The sequence below is a fragment of the Nonomuraea sp. NPDC049269 genome (assembly GCF_043197155.1).
Taxonomy (GTDB): Bacteria; Actinomycetota; Actinomycetes; order Streptosporangiales; family Streptosporangiaceae; genus Nonomuraea.
This window is the reverse complement of the sequence record NZ_JBICSO010000003.1, coordinates 474176-498960: the sequence shown is the minus strand read 5'-3', so window position 1 is coordinate 498960 and position 24785 is coordinate 474176. Positions and strand designations below refer to the sequence as shown.

The window sequence follows — 24785 nt, the reverse complement described above, 5'->3', positions numbered from 1 at the left end:
TGGCGATTAGAGCCGTTCAATTACCCGTCCGATGTCGCCAGCAGGCCGACGAACATCGTCCGATGCAGGACGTCGACATGCGCGTGAGCGATCCTGACGGCCTCGACAGGGTCCTGCCGTTCGAGGGCTGCCACCAGGGCGGCGTGCTCCCGGTTCGACTCGCGCAGGTAGTCGAGCGGGTAGGGCAGGTAGTAGCGGTAGAGCTGGTGCAGGACGGGAGCGTAGTGGTCGGCCGCGGAGTCCACGCCGGTGGATGAGGCCAGCGCCAGGTGGAAGCGTTCGTCGTTGGCGTGGAAATCGGCCCAGCTGGTGGCCTGATCCATTGTCTCGACCAGCGTCTTCAGCTCGGCGAGCCGTTCGGCCGTGACAGCGGTGGCGGCCAGGTGGGCGATGCCGCACTCCAGCATCACCCGGTGGTCGATGAGGCGGTGGACCTCGGCGGTGGCCGCCCGGTAGGCCTCGATCTCGGCCACCTGTCCGACGGTGGGTGCGTCGGCGACCATGGTGCCGCCGGTCCTGCCGCGGCGCCGTACCAGGACACCCTCCTCGCACAGCGCGATGAGCGCGCGGCGCACGGTGATCTCCCCGACGTCCAGAGCACGCGCGACCTCGGCCGTCGGCGGCAGGCGCTCGCCCGGTTTGAGCAGGCGCAGGTCGACGGCCAGCGCGATGCGCGCACGGACGGTGTCGAGCGCGGTGAGCCGGCGAAGCCCCTCCAGGGCCTGGGAGTTGAGCGCGGTCAGGGCCTCCATGGCACTACCGTACGTTGCTTTAAAAGCTCAATATGAGCTATTTTGTCGGCACAGCATGAAAGTGCTGGTCAGAAGGCAGGTTGAACCATGCGACAGCCACTACCCCTCGCGCTCGCGCAGGCCACTCCGGTGCCCGCCGGGGCGCCGGTGTCCCAGTTCGCCGAGCAGGTGGAGGACCTGCTGGCCACCTTCCCCGGCACCCGTCTCGTGGTCTACCCGGAGCTGCACCTGGTCGGCAGCCGGGTACGCCCCGCCGAGCGGGACGCCGAACTGGCCGACGCCGCCGAACCGCTGGACGGACCGCGAGTCGCGGAACTCGCCGCGCTCGCCGGAGACCTGGGTGTCTGGCTGGTGCCCGGCAGCGTCTGCGAGCGCGGCGAGGACGGCGCGCTCTACAACACCGCGCTGGTCCTCTCTCCTGAGGGAAAGCTGGCCGCCTCCTACCGCAAGATCTTTCCGTGGCGGCCGCGCGAGCCGTACCGGCCGGGCGACCGATTCGTCGTGGTCGACCTGCCCGAGCACGGCAGGATCGGCCTGTCCATCTGCTACGACGCGTGGTTCCCCGAGGTGGCCAGACACCTGGCATGGCTGGGCGCCGAGGTGATCGTCAACCCCGTGCTGACCACCACCTCCGACCGAGCCCAGGAGTTGGTGCTCGCCAGGGCGAACGCGATCGTCAACCAGGTCTTCGTGGCCTCCGTCAACGTCGCCGCGCCCACCGGCACGGGACGCAGTCTCGTGGTCGACCCCGAAGGGCGGGTCAGGACGGAGGCCGGCGAGGCAGACACCGTCCTCACCGACGTGCTCGACCTCAGCGAGGTCAGCAGGGTCAGGCGGTACGGCACCGCCGGGCTCAACCGCATGTGGTCGCAGTTCACCGACAGCGACGTCTCACTGGAGCTCCCCCTCTACCAGGGGCGCCTCGACCCTGCCCGATGGACTCCGGACGGCAGCTTCCCACCCCCTGATATGGAGTGATCGACATGGAACCCACTCTGAAGCGCACGCTGGGCCTGCGCTCCGTCGTCCTGTTCGGGCTGGCGTACCTGACGCCGCTGATCGTCCTGGGCATCTTCGGCGTGGTCGCCGAGACCACGAGGGGCGCCTCGCCGTCCGCCTACCTGATCGCGCTGGTCGCCATGCTGTTCACGGCGTTCAGCTACGGCAAGATGGCCGCCGCCTTCCCCGTCGCGGGCTCGGCCTACACCTACGTGCGGCGCACGGTCGACTCGCGGGTGGGTTTCCTGGTCGGCTGGGCGGTCCTGCTCGACTACTTCTTCCTGCCGATGGTCATCTGGCTCATCGGCGGCTCCTACCTGTCGGCGCAGTTCCCCGGCGTGCCCTCATGGCTGTGGATCGTCGCGTTCGTCGTGCTGACCAGCGGGCTCAACCTGGCGGGGATCAAGGTGGCCGACCGGGCCAACTCGGTGCTCATGCTCTTCCAGGTCCTGGTGCTGGCGTTCTTCGTGCTGCTGTCCGTCGGCCACCTGGTCGGCGGCGCCGGCGTCGGCTCGCTGTTCGACCTGACGCCCTTCACCGGCACCGGCGCCACGCTGTCGACGGTCGCCGCGGGCGCCGCCATCGCCGCCTACTCCTTCCTCGGCTTCGACGCCGTCACCACGCTGACCGAGGAGACGATCGAGCCGCGGCGGACCATCCCACGGGCGATCCTGCTCGTCGCGCTGATCGGCGGCGGCATCTTCGTGCTGGTCTCCTACGTGACCCAGCTCGTCCACCCCGGCGGCGCGTTCGCCGACTCCTCCTCGGCGGCCGCGGAGATCGCCGAGACCATCGGGGGCAGCTTCTTCGGCGCGGTCTTCCTGGCGGGTCTGGTGGTCGCGCAGTTCACCTCCGGCCTGGCAGCCCAGGCGAGCACCACCCGCCTGCTGTACGCCATGGGCCGCGACTCGGTGCTCCCCCATCGCATCTTCGGCTACCTCCACCCGCGCTTCCGCACCCCGGTCTTCTCCATCCTGCTCACCGGCCTGGTCGGGCTGATCGCCGTGCGCATGGACGTGGCCACCTCGACCTCGTTCATCAACTTCGGCGCCTTCACCGCCTTCACCTTCGTGAACCTGGCCGTCATCGCCCTCTACCTGCGCGAGCGCCGTGAGGGCCGCAGGCTCGGGCCGGTGGCGTACGTGGTGGCCCCCGCGATCGGGGCCGTCATCGACCTGTGGCTGCTCACCCAGCTGGACGGGCACGCCATCACGCTCGGCTTGGTCTGGCTCGCCGTCGGCGTCGTCTACCTCGCCTACCTGACCCGGCTGTTCCGCGTCCCGCCGCCCGAGATCGACTTCAGCGAGCAGCAGGGCAGCGAGTCCGCCTCCCACGCCTGACCTCTCCCGGCGTCGGACGGGACTTCACACCCGCTGCCCGCCCAGTACGCGGTCCATCACGTTCCAGCGCGCAGCTCCGGATCGGTGACCCCGCCGGGACAGGCGAGCCGGGCGACGTCCCAGCCGGCGCGCCGGGCTCCGGCCTGGTAGGCGCTGTCGTAGAAGGCGAGCACGGCGGCACGCGGATCAGCCTCGGACCGGGCGTCGGCGTGGCGCAGTACGGCCAGATGGCCGCCTCGCTGCTCGATCCACCGCGCGGTCGCCGGCTCCAGGGGTTCGTTGTCCAGCCCTTCGGGCTCGGGAGCGGTGTAGGAGTAGAAGGCCGGGTCCGAGAAGGCGTCGTCGCCGAACCAGAAGCCGGAGCTGATCACCTCCCGCGAGTACGCTTCCCGCGTCACCGGATCAGCCCCGGCCGGCTGGTCGATCACGCGGTCGGAGAAGCGGCTGCAGGCGATGTCGAAGGTGTGCCAGAAGTGGTGCACCGGGCTGATCTTGCCCGAGAAGCCCGCGGCGAACTCCTCCAGCAGGAGGTTCACCTGACTGAGGACCTGCCAGTAGCGGGTGACCTCGGCCGGATCGTAGTGCGCGTGCTCGGTGTCGTCGGCGAACGGCCGGTCGGAGTCAGGCAGATCGAACGGCCGCGGCACGGGGATGTCCACCCGCACGTCCAGGGCCGCCAGCGCCCGCATGGTGTGCTGGTAGAAGGAAGCCACCGACTGGCCAGGGAGCGCGAACGACACCGCCCGGCCGTCCACCGTGGTGATGAGCAGCTGGTGGCCGACGAAGTCGAAGTCGATCGTGAAGATCTGGTTGCCGTCGGCCTGCCCCATCGGACGGGTGGTGATCCCTCGCCCGGTGACATGGAACGGCGCGTTCCACCAGTGGTTGCGCCGGAACGCCGAAGCGAGCCGGATCTTGCCCACTACCTGGCAGAACCGGTGCAGCGTCGCCTTGGTATCCCGCCACTCGGCCGACGGCACGGCGGTGAACAACTCCATGACGCCATCGTTCCCACACATTCGCGGCGCCACCCATGCGATGGCGGGAGCCCGGCAAGCTTCCATTAGCGGGCGACGACGCTGATAGGCGACCGTCCCGTTGATCATCCGTGCGGGGGATCCCTGGCCGAGGTGGCTCGGAGACGCTGGGGACATGGTGAGTGAGCGAACTGAAGTACCTGCCCCGCGTTGGGCCATCCGGGCGGCCTACGCGTCTGCGCTTTCGGCGACAATCGGGTTCATACCGCTGCACGTGGTGTGGGCTCTGGGAGTTCCCCTCTGGGCTGACGAAGGCATGTTCCGGAGCTGGTACGCGCAAGGCGGCAGTCCCTATCTCTTCGTCCTCTGCGCCATGGCGATGCTGGCCGGAAGCCTGGCGCTGAGCCTGGTGCGACCATGGGGCCTGGTCCTACCGCGCCCGTGCCGCAGTGAGCGTCAGCGGATGAGGCGTCGCCAGCAGATGATCGCGGCGGCGAGGGTCATGAACGCCTCGTGGATGTCGTCCCAGATCTCCCAGCGGATGCGCAGGCGGCGGAACCCGAGCAGCAGTGCGGTCGTCTGCTCGATTACCCACCGGTGTACGCCCAGGCCGGAGCCGTGTGGAGTGCCCCGGCGGCGCGCCGATCCACGTCATCATGGACGACCTTTCAGCCAACAAGACCCCGGCACTTTGCTCTCAGGAGGTCGCGGCGGTTGCGACTTCCGGTGAATTGGCGCGATCGCTTAGGGCTGGGCTCCGCCGTACTGGAAGGAAGTCAGGGGTGAGGCCACGCGCCAGCCGAGCCGCTCATAGAGCGCCCGCCCCTGGCTGGTCCCGCCCAGGACGCCGACGCTGACCCCCTGGTCGATGGCCAGATTCTGCAGGGTGCGCATCACCACCGTGCCCAGCCCCCGCCGCTGGTGCGGCTCCTCGGTCAGCACCTTGTCGACGACCACGGTCTCACCCGTGCAACCCATCTGGCCGCGCGCGGCCTGCTCGCCACCGGCGGTCAGGATCCGGACGAAGGTGGCCGCTCCGGAGGTGGCCACCTCGATCTCGTATCCGGCCGGGCAGCGGGGTTCGCTGCGGTCCAGGTCCACGGTCATCATGAAGCCGGGGTCTGTGCGTTCCCAACCTTGGGTGAGGTACGGCGCAGCTTCCTCGGGGGAGACGAAGAGCTTGAGCCAGGCGCCCTGTTCGGTGACGGTGGGCAGCAGCTTCTCCAGCCACTGGAGGTCGGTGACGACGTATCGCCCGATCCCCTCGACCTCGATGCGCCAGCCCCACGGCTCGGCCACCGGCTTTCCAGCCCCCCGTGAGATCGCCCAGCCCTTGGTCCACTCGGATGCAACGTTGATCATGCCTCGGCAGCGTAACGAGTGGCAGAAAACAGAAAAGGTCGGAAGCGAAGGAGAACTACGCCCATGGGAGTAGCCGGGACGCCGCCCCAGGACGGATGTGAGCCGGTCGGCCGCCACCGCATGATGATCGCTGTCGGATCACCAACCGGAAAGGGTCGGCCTCCCCGCATCACCACCCTTCCGGGATCAACTGACGACCTGGAGCAAGTCGTGACCCACAACCGAAGCAGGCCGGCTGGCGCTGCTCCGGCCACAGCTCGCCGAATCTGGCTGATGCTGGTCGTTGCGGCTGTGTTCGGCGCCGTGCTCGTCGGCCCTTATCTCGGGTTCGACGTCGAGGACAGCCGGCTCGACGTGGGCGGAGGGGCGCACTACTACCTGCTCGTCGCGCACGTCCTCACGGCGCTGGTCGCGCTCGTTCTCGGCCCTCTCCAGTTCGTTCCGGCGATCCGGGCACGCAGACGGGTTCACCGGACGATCGGCCGCTGTTATCTCCTTGCGGGGGTGATGCCCTCCGGGTTGACCGCCATACCGGTGGCGCTGCTCTCGGGCCGTCTCATCACTCAGATCGGCCTGGTGATCCCAGCCGCCCTGTGGCTCCTTACCGGCTGGCTGGCCTTCCAGGCTGCCCGTCGCCGTGACTTCGTACGGCATCGGAACTGGATGATGCGCAATTACGCGCTCACCTTCCTCGCCGTCACCTCCCGAGTCCTGGTGCCGCTGTTGCTGCTGGCTCAGGTGCCGTTCAGCGACACGGTGAACGCGGGTTCGATCAGTGCCAACGCTCAGTCCATGATCCCCATCGGGCAGGCTCTCGGGTGGATCGTCAATCTCGTCGTGGTGGAGATCCTGATCAGGAGGCGTGGATCGCGCCAGGCGGCCAGTACTTCTTCCGGCGCGTCGAGGCCCACAGAGTCGACGAGAGCACGAGATTGAGATGCCGGGATGCTGAGGAACTGTGGACGGCACTGCTGGCGGGGCGGAGCTACTGACTGTCGAGCAGCCTTCACGGTCGGCCTCGAACTGCTGACCACCCGCCTGACCGCCAACACGCGTGGCGGGAGGTCAGAGAAGGAAGGTGAACAGCGGCGAGCCAGGTGGGACGCGCTCCACCGTGAGCGGGCTGGCCTTCATGCGGAACAGGAGGCTGTCGAGATCACTGGCCCGTTCGAGTTCGATGCCGACGAGCGCCGGGCCGGTGTCGCGGTTGTTCTTCTTGACGTACTCGAAGGCGATGATGTCCTCGCCCTCACCCAATACCTCGTCCAGGAAGTGCCGCAGGGCGCCGGGGCGCTGCGGGAAGGTCACCAGGAAGTAGTGCCGCAGCCCGATGTGCACGAGAGAGCGCTCCAGCACCTCGCCGTACCGGCTGACGTCGTTGTTGCCGCCCGACACCACGCACACCAGCGGCCCTGCGGAGGAGGAGTACGGCACCAGCTCACGGGCTGCCGCTCCCGCGAGAGCCCCGGCGGGCTCGGCGATGATGCCATCGGTCTGGTAGAGATCCAGCATCTCGGTGCACACCGCACCCTCGTCGACCGCGACGACCTCATCGACCAAGTCCTTGACCAGGGGGAACGTGGCGTTTCCCACTCTCCCGACGGCGGCGCCGTCCACGAAGCTGTCCAACTCGGGCAGGGCGAGGGGCCCGCCGTGGTCGAGGGCGGCGCGCATGCTGGCCGCTCCGGCGGGTTCGGCGCCGACGATGCGGGTGCTGGGTGAGTGCTCGCGGAGCCAGACGGCGATTCCGCTGATCAGCCCGCCTCCACCGACCGGTACGACCACCGTGTGCGGCGCCTCATCGGACTGCGCCATGATCTCCAGGCCGACCGTGCCCTGCCCGGCCATCGTCCTGACGTCGTCGAACGGATGTACGTAGATCGCGCCGGTGTGCTCGCTGTCGGCGTGCGCGGCGGTGCTCGCCTCGTCGTAGGTGCCGCCGACGACCACGACTTCCACCCGGTCGCCGCCGAGCGCCGCGATGCGCTCGCGCTTCTGCCGTGGCGTGGTGGACGGGACGTACACGCGCCCGCTGATCCCGAGACGCGCGCAGGCGAACGCGACTCCCTGCCCGTGGTTGCCCGCGCTCGCGCAGACCACACCGCGCCGCCGCTGCTCCTCCGTGAGCGAGGCGATCAGGTTGAACGCTCCGCGCACCTTGTAGGAGCGACAGACCTGCGCGTCCTCGCGCTTGAGCAGCACCTGACCGCCGAGCAGGTCGGACAGCCGTTGGTTCGGCTCCAGCGCGGTGCGACGCACCACCGGCCGCAACCGTGCGGCCGCCTGGCTGATCATCGCGGTGGTGAGACGGTCGGTCATGCGTACTCCAGGCACAGCGGTTGATCAAGGGATGTTAGCGAGGCATCGTCGCATTGTAGTGACGACGGCAGCCCAACAGAGGATCACTGGGAACGGTGCCCGTCGCCAAGGCGAGCACATAGGTCACAACGATCCCACTATGGCGGACGATTCCCGCAGCGCCCGTCTTCCCCCAGCCGGACGGCGATCGACCAGGGACTCCATGTCCCGCGAACGATCAAACCCCCACTGACCTCAACAAAACCGGCCGACGGCGCAGGAGCGTCAGTCTCGGGAGTCACAGTTCATCATCAGGGGCGCGATAAACGACGCTTCCGGACTGCGAGATCGCGGGCCAGGTGGGCACGGCGCAAGCCGCGTGAGCGCAGGTGGCGGAGATCCTCAGCGGTGTCGTACATGAGCTGGACGTGGAAGTAATTCACATGCTCCAGCACGGCAAACAGCCCGAACCCCAGGCCTGGCCAGCTTCCAGCCCCCGGGTCGACCACCACCACCCAGACGATGAACAGCAATCCAGCCACCAGCACGGCAACGTTACCCCTGCGGGCGACCACGAAGACTCCGGCTCCTGGGAGAGACCTGTTTCGCGTAGCGATCTGGCGGAGCTTGGCTGACCAATACCCGGCCCCCTCCAGCAAGAGAAGCGCGAACAACGCGAAGCCCACGCTGTTTCCCGCTGTCACCGGAAACCCCACCACGCCAAACCAGACCACCGCCTGCAGCGGGACGTTGAGCAACTCCAGCCAACCCAGCGACCGTAACCGCCGCTGAGCCCAGGCGCGGGAACGATGATCCATCTGACGACTATGACAGCCCCGCCCCCGGCCAGGGGAACCAGAGTGCACGGGGGGCGGTCAGAGCGGCAATGCATCAGGCCAGAGGTAAAAGGCAAGATCAGCTTGTTCTTTATCGTCAAAATCGTTGCCCTGAGTGGCAGGTTGGTCGTTTCGCGGACGGCAAGACGGCCTTGAGTGATCATGTGCGGTGTCGAGTCGCCACTGATCACTACAAGGCCGTAAGGGTGAGTCTGCTGAACGATGCCGCATGCCCCGGAATTGCCCAATGCGCCTTTCTACCGGCCCGCGTCCTGGAGTTGTCCTCCCGATCGTGTTGCCAGTCCCGGCCTGCGTTGATCAGACCGCGCTCGCTGCGGCGGCTGGTGCGCGGCGCGTGGCGCCAAGAAAGGGACCCAACTGCACACCGAGCTTTCGAGGCTCATAAATAGCTGAACTCGAATTCCCAGGTGGGCACCCTGGAACCGCCGGACACAGGGGCGCCGTCCGACATCACCTCAACGACCGCATCGACGGTGCCGTGCGAGAACTTCTTCGTCAGCTCCGGAATCTGGCCGAACGGATCGAGTTCCTCGAAGGGCTCACCAAATCGCCAGCCTTCCCGGTGCATCACCGCCAGCGCATCCCGCACGTGCTGGACACCCGCCACTGTTACGACCACGCTGGCGCTCGGTGAGGGAGTCAGGTCAGGGTCCGGTTCGAACTGGCAGTTATCCTCATGATCGATGGCTGTGACCGAGTCCGCGGGGAACAACCGGGTCAGCAACGGGGTCACGTCCCGCTCCAGCACAGGACGCTGTTGCGCCACGCGTATCTTGCACATTGTCAGATCCACCGCCGCGTACCCGTAGGCCAGGGTGAAGCACAGCGCCGCGACCGCCAAGAACGCGACCGCTATTTTGATCATGCTCACCGGTTTCAGCATGCCACCCCCGCCCCGGCGTCGCCATCCAGTCAGGTCGAGTGGTGCGACTGCATGCCCAACTATCCGCCCGGGTCCGGCGCGGGTTTCGGAACCTGTGTCCCGCGCTCGCCCAGCCGGCCAGCGCACCCAAACCCTCTCGGCCCGGCCCAGGACGTCCACCCGGCATCCCCAACCGCCGGCCCGCCACCTGCGACGACGTCGGCAAGAGCGTCAAACGCGGTCGCTGGCCCTGACCGGCCAGATCGAGCAGACCCAGGCGGAGATTGACGCCATGGCCGTGCACCTCGGCGAACTGCACGAAGCGATCGAGCACCTGCGGATCACCCGTAAAACCCTGCTGTGAGAGCTATTCCAAATGTCCCTTCCGGTGGGATGGCATGGCCCGCTCCGTTCTCTAGCCTCCCTGCTGGTCGCGATGATCCGCATCGTGGAGGAACATACCGGCACCGTGATCGCCCTGGTCGTGTCCGCCCCGCTGTTCGGCGCGACGCATCTCGTCAACGTCAACGCCACGCTGTCCGGCCCGGCCGCGCTGACCGGCGGTACGTTCGGCCCCGAGGCCAGCCTGCTCGCGCTGCTGGTCTGCCTGGGGCCCACGACCTTCTGGCTACGGCGGGCCGCCCGCACCGGCCAGATCCGGCACCGCCCGCGCCGGGCCGTGGCTCACGCCGGCTCGGATTCGTCCTCGAAGACGAAGTAGATGCTCAGGACGAACGGTTCCGCTTCACCGGTCTGGTGATCCCACGAGACGTCCACCAGGAATACGTTGTGAGCCCCCACCCACTCCTGGGCCTTGCCGAACGCCTCCGCGGCGGTCCGCGCGGGGAACAGCAACCTGGCCATCGGATGGACTTGCGCGTCGGCATCGGAGTCGTCGAAGTCCGCCGGAACGTCGAGGCGCAAATCGGGCTTCATACCCCGCAGTCTCCCACATTGATCGCAGCGCACGCCGATGAACGGCCCGAACCCCCGGATCGGCGGGCGGCGGCAACCGAGCCCGGACCGTCACGGTGCTCTCGCCGGCAGTCGTGAGCGGTGTCCTGTTGCCGGCGGCGGTCGCCACGTCGGCCGTCCTGTCGGCGAACGCCTGCGCGGCATCTCCGAGCAGGCGCGGGCATGGCTGACGGAGCTCTGTTCGAGGTCCGGCCGGCCGCCCCACTGGGCCGCGCACGCGCTCGTACAGGAACCCGCGCTGGCCGCCTGGGCTGCCGGCGCTCATAACGGTCGCGCGCTGACCTGCGTGCCGTCGGCCTTCTGCGGACGGTGGGTCGCCACACAGGCTCAAGTCGCCGACCAGGACGGCACCGGCGAGGTGATGGTGGTGCTCCAGGCCCCGGCCCCAGCGCGAGGAACTGACCGCAGCCCTCATGGGCTGAGCCATGCACACCGGGACCCGCGCTGTCAATCCCTGACATCAGCAATACCGCGGACCCGCCGCCCAGGGCCACAGTCGGAGCAGACCACGAAGGCACCCACGAACCCCACCACTCCCAGGGATGCCCGGTCGAAACCGAGGGAGAGCCCATTTCCCTCACAACCAAAGGAGAACCTCAATGAACGGCACAAAGCAACTTCTCACAGCGTCGGCGATCGTCGGGCTGATGTTCGCCGGTCTGCCCGCCGTGACCGCGCAAGCGTCCACCACACGGTTCGTCGACGGCTTCGAGGTCGATCCCTCGGTGCGCTGGGAACCGCTGACGAGCGGGGACGGCAGGGCCGACTTCGACATCGCCCAAGGCTTTGCGAGGTCCGGTGCCAACGATGGCTGGCTGTACACCGGCCAGGGGTGGGCAGCCGAACGCATCGCAGTGCCGATCGGTACATGGCCGGACCGGTCGAACTGCAGGGCGGAAATCTACGCACAGCCAGTGGGCGGAGGTGCTCAGGTCGCCCTTGAGATCTGGGACCCCAACGGCTGGCACAAGCTGACCAGCACGGCGCCTTTCCTCCCGGGTTCGGGCTATCAGCCCATCAGGACCAGCGGGATCAACCTGACCCGGATCGACAAGGTCTACGTCCAGGCGATCTTCGGAAAGGACAACGGGGTCAAGCAGTTCGTCCGATTGGACGACATGACCCTGCAGTGCTCCTGACGGATCTCTTCTCTCGACAGACTCGCCGCAGCCGCCTTGATCCCTGAGGAAATCGGCATTCTCGGCAGCAGCAATTGGCCGGGGCGCGCCCCCCGGCCAATTGCCCTCCTGGGTGCTCTACGACGCCGCTCAGCGGAGCAGCGAGCCGGGTGCCAGACGATGGGCCAGTCGGCGCGGTACCGCGACCTTCTTTCTGACCAGCACGTCGACGTCCGCGTAGTGCCGCCACGCCGTGTCCGCCGCCGCCTGATCCACGGGGACGTCGCCGAATCGGGTGAGGTTCGCCAGGTCGGCCAGTCCCGTCAGCGGCTCGTACGCATGGGCGCCCAATGCCGTCACCCCCAGCGTGGCCACCTCCTGAGCCGTCAGGACGCCCGACGAAGCCGGAACCCCGGCGGCGCGCAGCCGTACCACCGTCTGCCGCCACGCGCCCGCCACCCGTGCCCGCGGATCGCCCGCCCGGCGGCGTCGGCGGCGCAGGGGCGGCAGCACGGTCACCGCCAGCAGGTAGCCGCCCAGCAGGCCCCCAAGCACCGCGCCCGCGATCGGCAGCCAGGCAACCCCCGTCTCGTTCCTGTCCCTGAGAGGGGACGGCTTTTGTGTGGGTTTGTGGGGCGTCGGTGTCGGGCCGGGCTTCGTGTTCTCGCTGCTGATCTCCTGTTCGACCTCCTGCCGCTGCTTGGACACGCCCTCGGCGACGTCGCCGCTCTCGCCCGCGTGGCTGCGCGCCGGGGTCGGGTAGAACGGCACCCAGCCGATCCCCTTGAACTCCACCTCCGCCCAGGCGAGCACGTCGCCCGCCAGCACCTGCCGTACGCCGCCGCCCTGCGACTTGCCCGGCCCGAAACCGACGACCACCCGGCTGGGCAGGCCGAGCGAGCGGGCGAGCAGCGCGTACGACGCGGCGAACTGCTCAGTCGTGCCTGTCTTCGCCTCGGTGAGGAAGAACTCGATGCTGCGATAGCTGTGCCCCGGCGGGGAGTTGACGTCGTAGCCGGCGTGCTTGCGCAGGTAGGCGGCCAGTCGTACGGCCTGCTGCATGGGGCTCGTGGCACCGGCCGTGGCCTTGCGCGCGATGGTGGCGAGGCGGGCCCGCTGCGGTGCCGTACGGCCGTCGGGGCCGTTGGGCAGCGCCAGGGCGGCCTGGTCGGCGGCGGGGACCGCCTCGCGCAACTCCGCGGCGGAGTAGCGGCGAATGCCCGATGTCACCCGATACGTGGCGCCCTCGCGGGCGGTGGCGGTTGCTGTGCGCGCCAGCATTCCGGTCGCGGGGTCGGCCATCAGGCCGGTCGTGGGGGCGGCTGTCGGCTCGGTGCCGGTCGCGGAGTTGGTCGTCGGCTCGGTGCTGCTCACGGGGTCGGTTGTGGGTGCGGTGCCTTCTGTGGGTGCGGTGTCGTTTGTGCGGTCGGCTGCCGGGCCGGTGAAGCTCACCTGCTGTGGACGGTCCGCCGCAGGCAACCAGGGCCCGGCCAGCTTCTGCAGCGTGAACTGCTGCTCGACGACGTCGCGGGCGCCCGTGTTGCCGTCGCCGGGAACCCGGCCGCCGGTCGGTAGGTAGCCGGCGCTGGAGGTCCACGTGACGCCGTCGAAGCGGTCCAGTACGGCCAGCCGCCAGTTCGCCTCGGCTGTGGATCTGACGGTGAAGAGCTGGCGGTAGGGGTTCTGGAGCCAGGCGGACACCTGGTCGAGCGGGCTCACCCCTCCGAGCGGGCGCGGCGGTGGCTGGGCCACCAACTGCCGCACGTCGTACGGCTTGGCGGCGAACGGCAGCACGGACCCGGCCGCGACGGCGACCAGCACGAGGCAGGCCAGCAGCGGCACCCCCGCCGCGATCGTCCTGACGGACCGGGCCGCCCGGACCAGTGCCAGCACCAGCGCCAGCCCGACGACGATCGCCGCCGACGGCAGTCGCGAGCCGGGACCGGCCACGCCCAGGACGACGGCGGCGGCCAGCACCGGTACGGCCGGTGCGACCGGCAGCACCACCGCCCTGGTCCGCAGGGCCAACTCGGCCCCGGCCACCGCCGCCGCCCACACCAGGAAGTGCGCCAGCACGATCGTCCTGCCGTCCCCCTCGGCCGGCAGGATGGTCGTGAGCAGCGCCTTCCACGAGTCGCGCACACCGAGCAGCGCGGCCCGCGCACTGGCCGGGCTCGGCAGGAACCCGGCCATGGCCTGCGCCCTGAACAGGGTCGCCGACACCGCCGTCAGCCAGGCCAGCAGGTTCACGGCCAGGGACGCCCACAACGGCAGGACCCTGACCAGCGCGTACGCCACCACGCCCGGCACCGCCGCCGCCACGGCCACCACGGGGATCAACGCGCCCAGGGCGAACACCCCGTCGAACCCCAGCCCGGCCGTACCCGCCAGCAGGACCACGACGACGACCGACACCACCCGCCGCCACTCAGGCACCTGCGGCAGCGGCGCGGGCTCGCCCGCCGCAGTCCGGACCTTCGGTGAACGGGACCGCAGCCCCAATGCGGATCGCACGCCTGACGACTCGGGCCGCCGCCGGCCCGACGCCGACTGCACGTACGGCGCGGGTTGTGTGGGCGGCATGCCCGGCGGGGCCGGTTGTGCGCTTGGCGGGGTGGGGTGCGTGCCGGAATAAGTGGGTGGCATGCCCGGTGGGGTGGTCAGCGCGGCCATGCCGCCGCCAGTTCGGTCAGGTCGCCGATTTCGATGACCGTCACGCCGGGCACCACCAAAGGCCCGTCGTCGGCGGACGGGGCGCCGACCCACACGCAGACCACCTGGTCGAAGCGGCGGCGCACCGACGCGACCCCCGTCAGCGCCGTTCGCGCGCCGGTGACCAGGACCAGCGCCCCGCCGGAGCCCGCGCGGCGCACCGCGTCCGCCGGCGCGTCCGCGTCGGCGGCGCGCTCGACGAGGGCCAGCCGGTCGAGCACGGTCTCGGCCTCCTCGGCGCCGCCCTTGGCGGACAGGAGCTCGCCGGCGCCGGTCAGCAGGCGTACGGGGAAGCGGCGGCGGGTCGCCGACCAGGCGACCGAGGCGGCCGCGTCCACCGCCAGCTCGAACTCGTCGTCACCCCCGTACGCCCCGGCGCGCGTGTCGAGGATCGTGGTCGTGTACGGCAGGCTGACGTCCTCCAGTTCCTTGACCATGAGGGTTCCGGTGCGCGCCGTGGAGCGCCAGTGGATGTGCCGCAGGTCGTCGCCGATCACATAGTCGCGGACCCCGTTGAAGGTGATCGTGCCGCTCGGCGACCGGGAGGCGGAGCCGTCGAGGTGGCGCTGCCGGCCGGAGTTCAGCGGCTCCAGCGGCACCGTACGCGGCCTGACCAGCAGCAGGTCGGCCTGGCCGTACGAGGTCGTGCGCCGGGCCAGGCCGAACGGGTCGGCCCGGTCGAGCCGCAGCGGGCCCACGGACGTCTCGCCGCGTCTGCGGGTGGGCAGCCGGTACGACACGGTGCCGGTCGAGTTCCTGGCCAGCGGCGGTACGTCGACCACGATCGCGGTGTCCCGGCAGGTGTCGTGGGCCTCGAGGCCGTTGCGCCGCCAGCGGCCCCGGTTCGTGACGCGCAGCATGGCGATGGCGGCGTCGCCCCTGGCGACCTTGACGGGCGTGACCTCGCGGCGTACCTCCAGCCGGGGCCGACGCAGCGTCCACAGCAGGCCGGCGCCGACGGCGGCGATCCCGCCGGCCGACAGCGCGCCCGCCTGCTGGTAGCCGAGCGGTGCCGCCACGGCGTACAGCAGCACGGAGGCGGCCAGGGTGCCCCAGCCCGCTCTGGTGATCATTCGCACTCCCAGAGGGGGGCGGCGGGGAATCCCCCCTTCGGGGTGTCCATCAGCACGTCATTGAGCCAGCCGCTGCCTCGGCTGGACTCCACCTTGTTCCAGACGTCGCTGCTCATGCCCGTGTCGGTGTCGGTGTAGCCCGCGCCCTTGGTCTGGCAGATCACGGTCATGGTGATGTATTCGCCCTTAGGGATCCGGCCGGACTCCGCCCCCGCGGAGGGCCCGGACCGGATCAGGGTGTCCCGGTTGTCGTTGTGCGCGTTGCGGAACTGCGCGGACGGCGGCTGCAGCCCGGCCTTGGCCTCGGCGCGCTCCTGGCCTTCGCCCGCGTCGTTCTTGGCGCGCAGTGTCCAGGTGTAGTCCTGGCCGTTCTTCAGCCCGGTCACCTCGGCGCTGGTCCCGTCGAGCGTGCCGGGGTGCTGGCCGGGGCCTTCGAGTACGTAGCTGACGCCGCCCTCCTTGGCGTTGTCGGGGGCCGACCAGGTGAGGTCGGCGCCGTGGTTCTTGCCCTTGGCCTCGAAGCTCGCCGGTCTGCCGGGTGCGACGCAGGGCCGTACCGGGATGGTGGGTTCGGAGACGGACTCGCCGCCGTCGTACTGGGCCGCGACCCGGAAGGTGTACTCCTGGTCGCACCGGCCCCCGGTCACCCGGAACTGGAAGGGGCCGTCGGACCTGACCCGGTCCGGGGTCACGTTCGCGCCGGACGGGGCCCCCTTGAGCGTGTAGCCCGTGGCCTTGCCCTGGCTCGACGGGGTGAAGACGATCTCCATCCAGCCGGGCCCCGAGTTCGCCGTGACCGTGCCCGGCGGGCCGGGGGTCTGCGTCGGTGTTGGGGTCGGGGTGGGAGTCGGCGTCGGGGTCGGGGTCGGGGTGGGCGTGGTGGTGGGAGGCGGGCTGGGGGTCTGCGAGCGCTTGGTCTCGGTGGGCTTCGGCGTACGGGTGACCGTCACCGTGGGCTTCGACGTGGGCTGATTGCTCTGCCTGGTCGGAACGGTCGCCGTCGGCGGCACCACCGTAGGCATGCCGGTGGGTACGGGCAGCGGAGTTGGGGTGTCCTTCTGACCGAGGGCCTCGTCGTACTTGCCGACCCGGTGCGCCCTGCCGTCCTGTTCGATGACCAGCGCCGTCTCGCTGAACTGGTCGTTGACCCAGAGCAGCCCGTCCTTGACGAACACCTCCAGCGGCCCCGCCTTACCCGTGACCACCTTCTCGGGGTCGAACCTCTTGGCCACCGTGTCGTACACGATGAGCCGTCCGGTGCTCTCGTCGGCGATGTAGACGCGGCGGCCGAGGGCCTGCGGCGGCCCGAGCTTGCCGCCCTTCACCGAGACGGTGCTGAGCGCGCCGCTCGCGGTGTCCACGAGCACCAGCGCGCCTTGCTTGGGCGCGAGCATCGGGACGATCGTGGCCTCGGCGACGGCGGGCATCAGCATGCCGCCGCGTCCGGCCTCGGTCACCGTGCTGGGCAGGCTCACCGTGAGCCGGGTGCCTGTCGAGCCGATGACCATCGCCGAGGCGGCAGCGGAGTTGGTGACCAGCGGCACCCCGTCGGCCATGGTCAGCGTGAGCGGGTCGCCGGGTTCGCCCACGGTCACGGCCTTGCCCTGCTGCGCGCCGTTGATCTGGGCGAGCGTGCCTTCTTCCGGGACGGGCACCCAGAGGGTTCCGTTCTTGTCGATGCCGGCCTGGCCGAGCGGGGCCTTGAGCGTGATCGCGGCGCCGATCGTGTCCACGGTCAGCGGGTTCACCTGCTGGACGGTGCCCGCGCGCGGGTCGATCGCGTACGCCTTGCCCGCGCCCATCACGAGCTGCATGCCCCCGGCGCCCAGGCTCTTGCTCTGGGCGACGTCGAGCTGGGTCGGGTCGATGCGGCTGACCTGGCCGGTCGACTCGTCGACGACGAGCACGCTGTTGCCGTCCTGGACCACCTTGAGCTTGTCGCCCTTCGCGGCGGCCAGGTCCACCCGGCCGTCGACCTGGCCGGACAGGCCGTTGGCGTGGACGACCTCACCGTTGAGCGCGCTCGCGAGCCAGGCGCCGATGTCGGCGAGCTTGGGCCGGGCGCTGGACACCCCCGTACCCAGGAAGAATCCGATGCCCGTGAGCACGGCGACGAGCGCGAGCGCGACGAGGCCCGCCACCCGCCGTCGTGCTGCCTTTTGCCACCGAATGGCCACCAAATTCACATCCCGCGACATTCGTGCACATGCATACCAGCGGACACCCTAGAACGGCCGGGTCCGCCGGGGGCATTCTTCAAACAACCTCGAAGTGTCGCTCAGGTCGTGCCCCGGCGCAGTTCGTCGATGGCCTGGAACTGCTCGTCCATCGACGACTCGAAGGACTCCAGGACCTGGCTGAACCGGTCGTCGAGCGCGTCCTGCGACGGCATCGACTCGCCGAGCGTGCCGGCCATGACCTCCCTGACCATCCGGTCGGCCTCGTCCTGCGCCTGCTGGACGGCCCGCAGCAGCTCCCCGGCGAGCCGATGGCTGTCCAGGCGCATCGCGCGGGGGGCTATGACCAGCTCGGTGAGCCGTCCGGTGGCGCCGGCCGCCACCTGGACCTGCCCGTCCGCACCGGTGCCCCGGCCGACGACCGCGTCGATCTCCTTACGGCTCTCTTCGACGCGGAGCAGCATCTCCTCCGCCTGAGCGGTGACCCGTTCGAGGTCTTCGGGGCGGAATTCCGCAGCATCCATGCCAGGGATAATCGCCGACAGTTCACCCAACACGGCGATATTTCGGGAAAAGTCGAAGTGTAAAAGGATTCGTTGATTCGGGTGGTTTGTTGCGGCAAGGTGGCCAGCAGGTTAAAAAGAAGGGACGTTTCCCGATGGGCAAGGGGATCAGGATCGAGCCCGCCGTGCTGATCGCCGGCGGCCAGGCGTGCGACGAGGCCGCGGCTCTCCTGCGACCGGCGGTCGACACGTTCCGCACCTCGGCGGCGCCGACCCCTGACTGCTTCGGCCTGATCGAGCGGGGCTCGGAAGAGCTGGCCGCGTCCTACCAGGCGTTCTACGACGAACTGTGCGGCTTCGCCGACGACCTCACCGCCAAGCTGGGGGAGACCGCCGTCGGCCTGCGCGAGAGCGCCACCCGACTGGGAAGTGGCTGAATGGCAGGACCGTTCGACCCGATCACCGACCTCGTCCGGACCCTGCGGAACGCGATCGCCTCCCTGGGCGGAGAGGAGCAGGAACAACGCCTGCTGCTCATGGCCGACGCCTGCCTGGGATTCCAGACGGCGCTCAAGGAGATCGACCCGAAACTCGGCCCCATCCCCAAGTCGCTCGACGGCTGGGTGGGCGACGACGCCGCCACCTTCCACGACAAATGGGCCCATCACCTGGACCAGCGGTTCAGGACGGCGGCCATCGACCATCTCGGCACCGCGGCCGAGGTGCTGAAACAGTCGGTCGAGGCGACCCGCAAGACCCGGAAGGCGCTCAACGACCTCATCGAGTCCCTGGTGATCTCGATGGCCGCGGGCGCGGCCGTCTCGGTCGCCGCCGCGGCCCTCAGCGGCTACGCCGCGTGGGCGGCCTCCGCCGGGATCGCGGCCCGCGGCGCCACCGTGGCGACGGGCATCTTGAGCAGGTTCTTCTCGCTGCGCAACGCCGCCACCGCGATCATGCGCACGCTTGAGGCCGTCGGGAAGTCGGGGCTGGTACGCGGTCTCAGCATGTACAGCGGCGGCGGCTTCAAGGCGGTCGCGCTGAAGACACTCGGGAAGTATGGGCAGATCTACGGCTGGTCCTTCGGCGGCAACCTGCTGGCCGGCGGCGTGGCCAGAGGCGTCTTCGGCCAGAACCCGCTGGACATCTCCATCCTCTCGCTCGCCCAGACCGCCAACGCCTCGACGATCGCCGGCCTCACCGGCCCCCTCGGCGCCACGAACTACTTCACCGGCCTGGCCGCCAGGCGGCCGTTGCTCAACAACGTGACGATGGGCGCGATCGCGGGCGGCGTGCCCGCCTTCTGGAACGCCAGGATCGAGGGCAAGTCCTGGGGGCAGACGTTCAGTGACGTGGCGCTGTTCTCCGGCATCGCGGGCGGCTTCAACGGGGCCGTGGGGCGGGCGTTCAACCCGGCGGCGGGGCAGCGGGGCGTGCCGTCACCCCAGTGGTTCAGGAACCTGCCGCCGATGGCGCAGAGCTCGCTACTGGGCTTCGCGCCCAGCGTGGGCCTCAGGCTCGCGGTCCCCTTCGCCCCCTCGGCCCCGCCCCTGCGCGTTCCCGACCCACCGGATCTACCCGGCGGGAAGTAGCCGGGGATTCACTGAGCGAGGACCTCGCGGAGCCGGGCCGCGTACGCCCTGGGGTGCGAGGTGTTGCCGTTGTGCCCGCCCGGAAAGTGCACGAGGTCGGTGCCGAGCAGCCGCGCCAGCTCCTCCGCGCACCGGTAGTCGAAGACCGTGTGCGGGGTGGTGCGACCGGCGACGGGCACGATCGGGGCGCCCTTCAACGTGGCCGGGTCCAGCCGGTCGGCGATGGCCGCCGTCCAGTCGTGCTCCACGAAATAGTGGAAGTTGGCGGCCCGCTGCTCGGTCATCGGCTGCGGGGTCAGGTCCGGCTCGACGTCCCGGGCGGCGAGGTCGATGCCGAGCGCCCTGCCGATCTCCTTGAGCAGGGCGGGCAGGCCGTCGCGCCGGTAGATCTCCTGACCGTCGGCGAGCTCCCGCTGGTGGCCGAGGCACTCGTCGGCGGGCAGCAACCACGGAGCGACGGGCTCATGCGCGATCAGCCTGCTCAACCGGCCGCTCGCGACCAGGTGGAGCCCGATGGTGGCGCCGAAGCTCAGGCCCAGCATCGTCACCGGCTCGCCGGTCAAGTGATCGAGTAGGCGGCGGACGTCGTCGACGTGCTGCTCGACGGTCGCGCCCCCGGCCGGGTCGTCCGGGATGCTGCGCGAGAGCCCGCGCCGGTCGTACGTGATCACCGTGTGGTCGGCGACGAGCTGGTCCACGAGGTCCACGCTGCGTCCGGCGTCACCCTCGCCGCTCTGGGAGATCAGCAGGACAGGACCGGTGCCCCGCACTTCGAAGTAGAGGTTCGCGCCGTCCACCCGCAACATGCCTGAGTTCATGACCACCACCATAACGCATCAAATTTGATGCATCAAGAATGATGTATCTCCTCCCAGGGCATTCCCTCGAAGTAGCCGATCAGGCGGCCCACCGCCCTCTCGTCCACCTTCAGCGTCACGTCGTCGACCCGCCCCACGGGCACGACGCCGCGCGAGTTCGTCAGGAACACCGCAGGGAAGTCCCGCAGGTCCTCCACCCGCAGCACCCGGCTCTCGTACGGCACGCCCGCCCGCGTCAGCCCCGCCTCCATGAGCTGCATCGTGATGCCGTGCAGCATGGGCGCGTCCGGCCAGATCACCCGGTTGCCGTCGTAACACCCCAGATTGGTGATCGAACCCTCGGAGATCACCCCGTCGTCCGTGGTGAGCAGCGCCTCGTCGAAGCCCTCGGCCTCCACCCGCCGCCCGAGGTAGCCCTGCGGGAAGCCGCCCGTGTGCTTGATGTGCGGCAGGAAACGCTGGTAGCGGACCGATCTGAGGCTCTGCGGAGTGGTGGCGATCTCGACGGGAGCCGTGGCGGTCACCAGCACGTGCAACTGGGCCACCTCGCACACGTACACCCGCACGGACGCGTCAGGCCCGGCCCCGAGCCCGCTGTCCAGGCCCAGGGCCGATCTGATGGAGTCGACGACGAGCGCGCGGTCGAGCGGACGGCCGAACAACTCCTCGGTGGCCCGGTCGAGCCGGTCGAGGTGGCGGTCGAGGCCGCGTACCCGGCCCTGCCTGACCTGCATCGCGGTGAAGTGCCCGTATCTCGCCGAGACGGCCAGCGTCACTTCCGGCGCCTCGGCGAGCTTGCCGTCGATCACGGTGCGTTCGATGTCGATCAACTCCCTGTTCCGGCTAGCGGTTGAGCGTCCTGGGGATGAGGCGCCGGGCGAGCTCCTCGAGCAGGGCGACGGTCTCGGCGATGTCCTGCCGGTCGTCGGTGTCGAGGGCCGCGGCCACGGCGTCGTCCACAGGCGCGGCACGTACCTCCGAGACCCGGTCCGAAACCTGCGGCGACTCCCTGATCAGAGAGCGCCGCCGGTCCCGGGGATCGGTCATGGTCTCCAGGGCGCCCACGGTCTTCAGCCGGGCGACGGCGGCGGAGACGGCGCTCTGCGGCAGACCGGTACGGGCCGCGACCTCGCCCACGGAGGTGTCGGGATGCTGCCGGATGTCGCTCACCACGATGAGGACCGTCCGGATGCTGGTGGAATGCTCGCCGATGCCCTCGGTGGGCATGGCCTCCTCGCCGATCTTCATCAGCGTCCGCCCGAGCAGGAACAACTCGACCCCGTTCACCTCAGGCACGATACCGCCGAACCGATCTAGGGCCAGAACTTCACTTCGGGCAAGTCCTTCGACGGCTTGTCCAGCAGCGGCTCCCGCTCCTGGCGCAGGTGCCGGTCGAGGAAGGCGCCGACGTACGCCCGGGTGATCGACACCGAGCGCTCACCGTCGAGCGCCGGGGCGGGCAGCCCCACCTGCGGCCTGATCACCGCGTAGTCGGTGAACGAGCCGTGATCCGTGCCCGCGACCGACAGCCAGCGCTTCCAGCCCTGCACCTTCGGCCACCAGCCGGCCCACGACTGGTCACCGGTCGGCGTGTGGTTCTGCTCGGTGCCCATCATGAGGAGCGGCCCGCGTATCGCCGTCGTCGGCTGCTTCGGGTTGTAGCTCCCGTCGAGGTTCACCCCGGCCCGCACCCGCTTGTCCGCCGCCATGAGCTGCGGGGCCGCGTTGCCGCCCGCCGAGAAGCCGACGATGCCGATCCGCGACCTGTCGACCAGCCGTCCCCACCCGGACTTCGCGGTGAGCCGGTCGAGCACGAACGACAGATCCTTCACCCGGCTCTTGGCGACCGCGATCCCCTTCTCCTCGTTGTTCTCTCCCACGCATGCCGCGCAGGTGGTGGTCCGCCCGTCGGGGAACGTGGTGGCCGCCGACTCGTAGGTGTGCTCGACGGCCGCGACCAGGTACCCCTTGCTGGCCAGGTCCTCCGCCAGCGAGGTCATCGTCGCGCGGGGGAAGGAGAAGCCGGGCGACACGAGCACGAGCGGCAGGCCCTGGCGGCGGGTGAGCGGCTTCGCGTCCAGCGTGGCGTACGTCCGGGTCCTGGCCAGCGCGTCGGCCGGGACGTTCGGATAGTCCTTGACGATCAGCGCCGACTCCTGCGGCGTCACGTAGGGGGCCGCCTGTGTGCCCGCCTTGGCGGCCGGATACCACAGGGAGACCATGAGCTGCCGCGACCCGTCCTGCGGCACCCACGGATCGGGACGATCGGCGTCGACCAGATGCAGGGAGGCCAGCCCTACGGGATACTTCCCGGTGGGCGCGGGCAACGCGGTGCCGGTCGCGGCCCGCGCCTGTACGGACGGCGTCGCCAGCAGGGCGCCGGCCACGCCGAGGGCGACGAAGAGGTGTCGTTTCATGTGGGCCAGCCTGGGCCCGGACCCACCGGCCCGGCTTGACCTGGAAGTCGACCCGCACCCCCTCCTTTCGTAGCGGTCCGGATCGACGATCGGCTCGGGTGGCGGCCCGGCGCCGGGCCCTACGCTGAAGAACATGCAGGTGAGCAGACGGATCGAGGGCGGCTTGCCCGTGGTGCTCGGGGTGGGCGTGTTCGTGTCGTCCGCGGTGCCGTTCGACCAGACGGGCGGGATGACGTCCCCGGTGTTCGTCGTGACGGCGGCCGCGGCGGGCGTGGCGGCGTGGTTCGCGCGGCGGGCATGGTGGCCGCTCGCCCTGCTCGGTGCCGTCTTCTACGTGTGGCTGGTGATGTGGCCGCCGCTGATGGTCGCCTCCTATTACGCGGGTACGACGCTGCGCGGCACCCGTGGCGTCACGATCTACCTGGGCGGGACCGCCGTGGCGTTCGCCTCGGCCGTCATCGTCGGCGACCTGATCGGCGGGCGCCGGGAGATGGTCACCGCGACCGGCGCCAACGTGGCGCTGATGGCCATGGCCCTGGTAGGGCTGCCGTTCATGTACGGGCTCTGGACCCGGGCGAAGCGCGACGTGCTGGCCGCCGCCAGAGAGCGGGCCGACCGGCTCGAACGCGAGCAGGTGATGCGGGCCGAGCAGGCCAGGGCCCAGGAGCGGGCGCGCATCGCCAGGGAGATGCACGACGTCGTCGCGCACCGGGTCTCGCTGATGGTGCTGCACGCCGGGGCGCTGGAGGTACGGACCGCCGACGAGCCGACGGCCCGTACGGCGTCCATGATCGGCGGCATCGGCCGGGAGGCGCTGGCCAACCTGCGTGAGCTGCTCGGCGTCCTGCGCTCGAACCAGCAGCCCGCCGAGCTGAGCCCGCAGCCCACGCTGGCCGACCTCGACCGGCTCCTCGACCAGTCGCGCGAGCTGGGCATCTCGGTGCGCAGGCACGACCACGGCGAACCGCGCGCGCTGGGCCTGACGGTCGAACGTACCGCCTACCGCGTGGTGCAGGAGGCGCTCACCAACGTGCACAAACACGCCCGCGACGCGCACACCGACGTCCATGTCCGCTTCCTGAACGGCACTCTCCAGGTCGAGGTGCTGAACCGCGGAACCGCCGATGCGCCGGGCGCGGAGCAGGCCCTGCCCGGAGCGGGCTGGGGGTTGGCGGGGCTGCGTGAGCGGGTCGAGCTCCTCGGCGGGTCGCTCCAGGCGGGCCCCCGGCAGGAGGGCGGTTACGGCGTCACGGCCGCCATCCCCGTACGGGCCACGGCATGATCCGGGTGCTGGTCGTGGACGACGAGGCCCTGGTCAGGTCCGGGCTGCGGATGATCCTGGAGACGGCCGACGACATCGTGGTGGTGGGCGAGGCCAGGGACGGCGAGGAGGCCGTCGGAGCGGCGGCCCGGCTGAGGCCGCACGTGGTGCTCATGGACGTGCGCATGCCCGGCACCGACGGCCTGACCGCCGCCGCCCGCGTGCTGGCCACCCCGGACCCGCCCAAGCTGGTCATGCTGACCACGTTCGACCTGGACGAGTACGTCCACGAGGCGTTGCGGCTCGGCGCGGTCGGCTTCCTGCTCAAGGACACCCCGCCCAGAGACCTGACCGCCGCCGTCCGTACGGTGGCCGCCGGCCAGGCCATGCTCTCCCCGTCGGTCACCAGGCGGCTGATCGACGCGTTCGTCGACAAGGCGCCCTCGCGCTCGGAGTCGGCCCGCAGGCGGCTCGCCTCGCTCACCGGCCGGGAGGAGGACGTGATCAGAGCCCTGGCCCGCGGCCTGTCGAACGCCGAGATCGGCCGCGACCTCCGCCTCTCGGAGGCGACGGTCAAGGCGCACGTCAGCCGGGTGCTGGCCAAGCTCGGCCTGACCAACCGCGTCCAGGCCGCCATCCTCGTCCACGACGCCGATCTCTGACCCGCCCCGATGGGGCCGCCCCGATAAGGTCGT

25 protein-coding genes are annotated in these 24785 nt (G+C 70.0%); 10 read left to right on the top strand and 15 right to left on the bottom strand.

Features of this window, described 5'->3' with window-relative positions; translation table 11 throughout:
* Positions 1-20 precede the first annotated feature (20 nt).
* Entirely contained in the window at positions 21-752 is a 732-nt protein-coding gene (locus tag ACGFNP_RS20005) for a FadR/GntR family transcriptional regulator (protein ID WP_393320459.1), read from the bottom strand.
* 87 nt (positions 753-839) lie between these two features.
* Here ACGFNP_RS20005 and ACGFNP_RS20000 point away from each other — a divergent pair, with 87 nt between their 5' ends.
* Both ACGFNP_RS20000 and ACGFNP_RS19995 read left to right on the top strand, forming a co-directional pair.
* The gene (locus ACGFNP_RS20000) at positions 840-1730 is read left to right on the top strand and encodes a carbon-nitrogen hydrolase family protein (protein ID WP_393320456.1); all 891 of its coding nucleotides are present in this window, start codon (positions 840-842) and stop codon (positions 1728-1730) included.
* Between the two features lie 5 nt (positions 1731-1735).
* Positions 1736-3091: an APC family permease gene (locus ACGFNP_RS19995; protein WP_393320453.1), complete on the top strand. Its 1356-nt coding sequence runs from the start codon at positions 1736-1738 to the stop codon at positions 3089-3091.
* A 56-nt stretch (positions 3092-3147) separates the two neighbouring features.
* On the opposite strand, the gene ACGFNP_RS19990 is transcribed toward ACGFNP_RS19995, so the two are convergent.
* Positions 3148-4089 (bottom strand): DUF5996 family protein, encoded by a 942-nt coding sequence (locus tag ACGFNP_RS19990; protein ID WP_393320450.1) that lies wholly within the window; start codon positions 4087-4089, stop codon positions 3148-3150.
* Between the two features lie 723 nt (positions 4090-4812).
* Positions 4813-5430: a GNAT family N-acetyltransferase gene (locus ACGFNP_RS19985; protein ID WP_393320447.1), complete on the bottom strand. Its 618-nt coding sequence runs from the start codon at positions 5428-5430 to the stop codon at positions 4813-4815.
* A gap of 273 nt (positions 5431-5703) precedes the next feature.
* On the opposite strand from ACGFNP_RS19985, the gene ACGFNP_RS19980 reads away from it, so the two are divergent.
* A complete protein-coding gene (locus tag ACGFNP_RS19980) occupies positions 5704-6366 on the top strand; it encodes a DUF2306 domain-containing protein (RefSeq protein ID WP_358316537.1) in 663 nt (220 codons plus the stop codon).
* A 129-nt stretch (positions 6367-6495) separates the two neighbouring features.
* On the opposite strand, the gene ilvA is transcribed toward ACGFNP_RS19980, so the two are convergent.
* From ilvA to ACGFNP_RS19965, 3 genes are all read right to left on the bottom strand, one after another.
* A complete protein-coding gene (gene ilvA / locus ACGFNP_RS19975) occupies positions 6496-7749 on the bottom strand; it encodes a threonine ammonia-lyase IlvA (protein ID WP_393320444.1) in 1254 nt (417 codons plus the stop codon).
* 290 nt (positions 7750-8039) lie between these two features.
* Positions 8040-8546, bottom strand: coding sequence for a hypothetical protein (locus ACGFNP_RS19970; RefSeq protein ID WP_358316543.1), 507 nt, complete (start codon positions 8544-8546; stop codon positions 8040-8042).
* A gap of 418 nt (positions 8547-8964) precedes the next feature.
* Entirely contained in the window at positions 8965-9456 is a 492-nt protein-coding gene (locus tag ACGFNP_RS19965; RefSeq protein ID WP_393320441.1) for a hypothetical protein, read from the bottom strand.
* Between the two features lie 106 nt (positions 9457-9562).
* Here ACGFNP_RS19965 and ACGFNP_RS19960 point away from each other — a divergent pair, with 106 nt between their 5' ends.
* The gene (locus ACGFNP_RS19960; RefSeq protein ID WP_393320438.1) at positions 9563-9811 is read left to right on the top strand and encodes a hypothetical protein; all 249 of its coding nucleotides are present in this window, start codon (positions 9563-9565) and stop codon (positions 9809-9811) included.
* 84 nt (positions 9812-9895) lie between these two features.
* Complete coding sequence (locus ACGFNP_RS19955) at positions 9896-10168, top strand: hypothetical protein (protein WP_393320435.1); 273 nt, start codon at positions 9896-9898, stop codon at positions 10166-10168.
* Here ACGFNP_RS19955 and ACGFNP_RS19950 read toward each other — a convergent pair.
* Positions 10132-10383, bottom strand: coding sequence for a hypothetical protein (locus tag ACGFNP_RS19950; RefSeq protein WP_358316552.1), 252 nt, complete (start codon positions 10381-10383; stop codon positions 10132-10134). The genes ACGFNP_RS19955 and ACGFNP_RS19950 overlap by 37 nt on opposite strands.
* Before the next feature lie 686 nt (positions 10384-11069).
* Between ACGFNP_RS19950 and ACGFNP_RS19945 the strand changes: the two genes are divergently transcribed.
* The gene (locus tag ACGFNP_RS19945; protein WP_393320432.1) at positions 11070-11561 is read left to right on the top strand and encodes a hypothetical protein; all 492 of its coding nucleotides are present in this window, start codon (positions 11070-11072) and stop codon (positions 11559-11561) included.
* Positions 11562-11690: 129 nt separating this feature from the next.
* On the opposite strand, the gene ACGFNP_RS19940 is transcribed toward ACGFNP_RS19945, so the two are convergent.
* The 4 genes from ACGFNP_RS19940 to ACGFNP_RS19925 all read right to left on the bottom strand — a co-directional run bounded on the left by ACGFNP_RS19940 (position 11691) and on the right by ACGFNP_RS19925 (position 18026).
* A complete protein-coding gene (locus ACGFNP_RS19940; RefSeq protein ID WP_393320429.1) occupies positions 11691-14213 on the bottom strand; it encodes a transglutaminaseTgpA domain-containing protein in 2523 nt (840 codons plus the stop codon).
* Positions 14201-15325 (bottom strand): DUF58 domain-containing protein, encoded by a 1125-nt coding sequence (locus tag ACGFNP_RS19935; protein WP_393320426.1) that lies wholly within the window; start codon positions 15323-15325, stop codon positions 14201-14203. The genes ACGFNP_RS19940 and ACGFNP_RS19935 overlap by 13 nt, the downstream gene beginning before the upstream one ends.
* A complete protein-coding gene (locus ACGFNP_RS19930; protein ID WP_393320423.1) occupies positions 15322-17466 on the bottom strand; it encodes a hypothetical protein in 2145 nt (714 codons plus the stop codon). Before ACGFNP_RS19930 ends, ACGFNP_RS19935 begins: the two co-directional genes overlap by 4 nt.
* A 137-nt stretch (positions 17467-17603) precedes the next feature.
* Positions 17604-18026, bottom strand: coding sequence for a YbaB/EbfC family nucleoid-associated protein (locus tag ACGFNP_RS19925; protein WP_358316567.1), 423 nt, complete (start codon positions 18024-18026; stop codon positions 17604-17606).
* A 134-nt stretch (positions 18027-18160) separates the two neighbouring features.
* Here ACGFNP_RS19925 and ACGFNP_RS19920 point away from each other — a divergent pair, with 134 nt between their 5' ends.
* Complete coding sequence (locus tag ACGFNP_RS19920) at positions 18161-18442, top strand: hypothetical protein (protein WP_358316570.1); 282 nt, start codon at positions 18161-18163, stop codon at positions 18440-18442.
* A complete protein-coding gene (locus tag ACGFNP_RS19915) occupies positions 18443-19594 on the top strand; it encodes a hypothetical protein (RefSeq protein WP_393320419.1) in 1152 nt (383 codons plus the stop codon).
* An 8-nt stretch (positions 19595-19602) separates the two neighbouring features.
* Here ACGFNP_RS19915 and ACGFNP_RS19910 read toward each other — a convergent pair whose 3' ends face one another.
* Genes ACGFNP_RS19910 through ACGFNP_RS19895 form a run of 4 tightly spaced genes read right to left on the bottom strand, consistent with a single transcriptional unit; the run spans position 19603 to position 22829 of the window.
* On the bottom strand, positions 19603-20412 hold the full coding sequence (locus ACGFNP_RS19910; protein WP_393320416.1) for an alpha/beta fold hydrolase: 810 nt from the start codon (positions 20410-20412) through the stop codon (positions 19603-19605).
* Positions 20413-20444: 32 nt separating this feature from the next.
* A complete protein-coding gene (locus ACGFNP_RS19905; protein WP_393320413.1) occupies positions 20445-21242 on the bottom strand; it encodes an aminotransferase class IV in 798 nt (265 codons plus the stop codon).
* Positions 21243-21255: 13 nt separating this feature from the next.
* Complete coding sequence (locus ACGFNP_RS19900) at positions 21256-21699, bottom strand: MarR family transcriptional regulator (protein WP_393320410.1); 444 nt, start codon at positions 21697-21699, stop codon at positions 21256-21258.
* 26 nt (positions 21700-21725) lie between these two features.
* A complete protein-coding gene (locus tag ACGFNP_RS19895; protein ID WP_393320407.1) occupies positions 21726-22829 on the bottom strand; it encodes an alpha/beta hydrolase family protein in 1104 nt (367 codons plus the stop codon).
* A gap of 133 nt (positions 22830-22962) precedes the next feature.
* On the opposite strand from ACGFNP_RS19895, the gene ACGFNP_RS19890 reads away from it, so the two are divergent.
* Positions 22963-24111, top strand: a complete 1149-nt coding sequence (locus tag ACGFNP_RS19890) for a histidine kinase (RefSeq protein ID WP_358316588.1) — start codon at positions 22963-22965, stop codon at positions 24109-24111.
* A complete protein-coding gene (locus tag ACGFNP_RS19885) occupies positions 24108-24752 on the top strand; it encodes a response regulator transcription factor (protein ID WP_358316591.1) in 645 nt (214 codons plus the stop codon). Before ACGFNP_RS19890 ends, ACGFNP_RS19885 begins: the two co-directional genes overlap by 4 nt.
* Positions 24753-24785 lie beyond the last annotated feature (33 nt).

What these genes read in the sequence shown, in the direction of transcription:
- ACGFNP_RS19910 (WP_393320416.1), bottom strand. Translation starts at nt 20,412, where the DNA reads ATGAACTCAGGCATGTTGCGGGTGGACGGCGCGAACCTCTACTTCGAA.
- ACGFNP_RS19985 (WP_393320447.1), bottom strand. Translation starts at nt 5,430, where the DNA reads ATGATCAACGTTGCATCCGAGTGGACCAAGGGCTGGGCGATCTCACGG.
- ACGFNP_RS19970 (WP_358316543.1), bottom strand. Translation starts at nt 8,546, where the DNA reads ATGGATCATCGTTCCCGCGCCTGGGCTCAGCGGCGGTTACGGTCGCTG.
- ACGFNP_RS20000 (WP_393320456.1), top strand. Translation starts at nt 840, where the DNA reads ATGCGACAGCCACTACCCCTCGCGCTCGCGCAGGCCACTCCGGTGCCC.
- ACGFNP_RS19995 (WP_393320453.1), top strand. Translation starts at nt 1,736, where the DNA reads ATGGAACCCACTCTGAAGCGCACGCTGGGCCTGCGCTCCGTCGTCCTG.
- ilvA (WP_393320444.1), bottom strand. Translation starts at nt 7,749, where the DNA reads ATGACCGACCGTCTCACCACCGCGATGATCAGCCAGGCGGCCGCACGG.
- ACGFNP_RS19890 (WP_358316588.1), top strand. Translation starts at nt 22,963, where the DNA reads ATGCAGGTGAGCAGACGGATCGAGGGCGGCTTGCCCGTGGTGCTCGGG.
- ACGFNP_RS19980 (WP_358316537.1), top strand. Translation starts at nt 5,704, where the DNA reads ATGCTGGTCGTTGCGGCTGTGTTCGGCGCCGTGCTCGTCGGCCCTTAT.
- ACGFNP_RS19935 (WP_393320426.1), bottom strand. Translation starts at nt 15,325, where the DNA reads ATGATCACCAGAGCGGGCTGGGGCACCCTGGCCGCCTCCGTGCTGCTG.
- ACGFNP_RS19990 (WP_393320450.1), bottom strand. Translation starts at nt 4,089, where the DNA reads ATGGAGTTGTTCACCGCCGTGCCGTCGGCCGAGTGGCGGGATACCAAG.
- ACGFNP_RS19950 (WP_358316552.1), bottom strand. Translation starts at nt 10,383, where the DNA reads ATGAAGCCCGATTTGCGCCTCGACGTTCCGGCGGACTTCGACGACTCC.
- ACGFNP_RS19940 (WP_393320429.1), bottom strand. Translation starts at nt 14,213, where the DNA reads ATGGCCGCGCTGACCACCCCACCGGGCATGCCACCCACTTATTCCGGC.
- ACGFNP_RS19895 (WP_393320407.1), bottom strand. Translation starts at nt 22,829, where the DNA reads ATGAAACGACACCTCTTCGTCGCCCTCGGCGTGGCCGGCGCCCTGCTG.
- ACGFNP_RS19885 (WP_358316591.1), top strand. Translation starts at nt 24,108, where the DNA reads ATGATCCGGGTGCTGGTCGTGGACGACGAGGCCCTGGTCAGGTCCGGG.
- ACGFNP_RS19920 (WP_358316570.1), top strand. Translation starts at nt 18,161, where the DNA reads ATGGGCAAGGGGATCAGGATCGAGCCCGCCGTGCTGATCGCCGGCGGC.
- ACGFNP_RS19915 (WP_393320419.1), top strand. Translation starts at nt 18,443, where the DNA reads ATGGCAGGACCGTTCGACCCGATCACCGACCTCGTCCGGACCCTGCGG.
- ACGFNP_RS20005 (WP_393320459.1), bottom strand. Translation starts at nt 752, where the DNA reads ATGGAGGCCCTGACCGCGCTCAACTCCCAGGCCCTGGAGGGGCTTCGC.
- ACGFNP_RS19945 (WP_393320432.1), top strand. Translation starts at nt 11,070, where the DNA reads ATGTTCGCCGGTCTGCCCGCCGTGACCGCGCAAGCGTCCACCACACGG.
- ACGFNP_RS19925 (WP_358316567.1), bottom strand. Translation starts at nt 18,026, where the DNA reads ATGGATGCTGCGGAATTCCGCCCCGAAGACCTCGAACGGGTCACCGCT.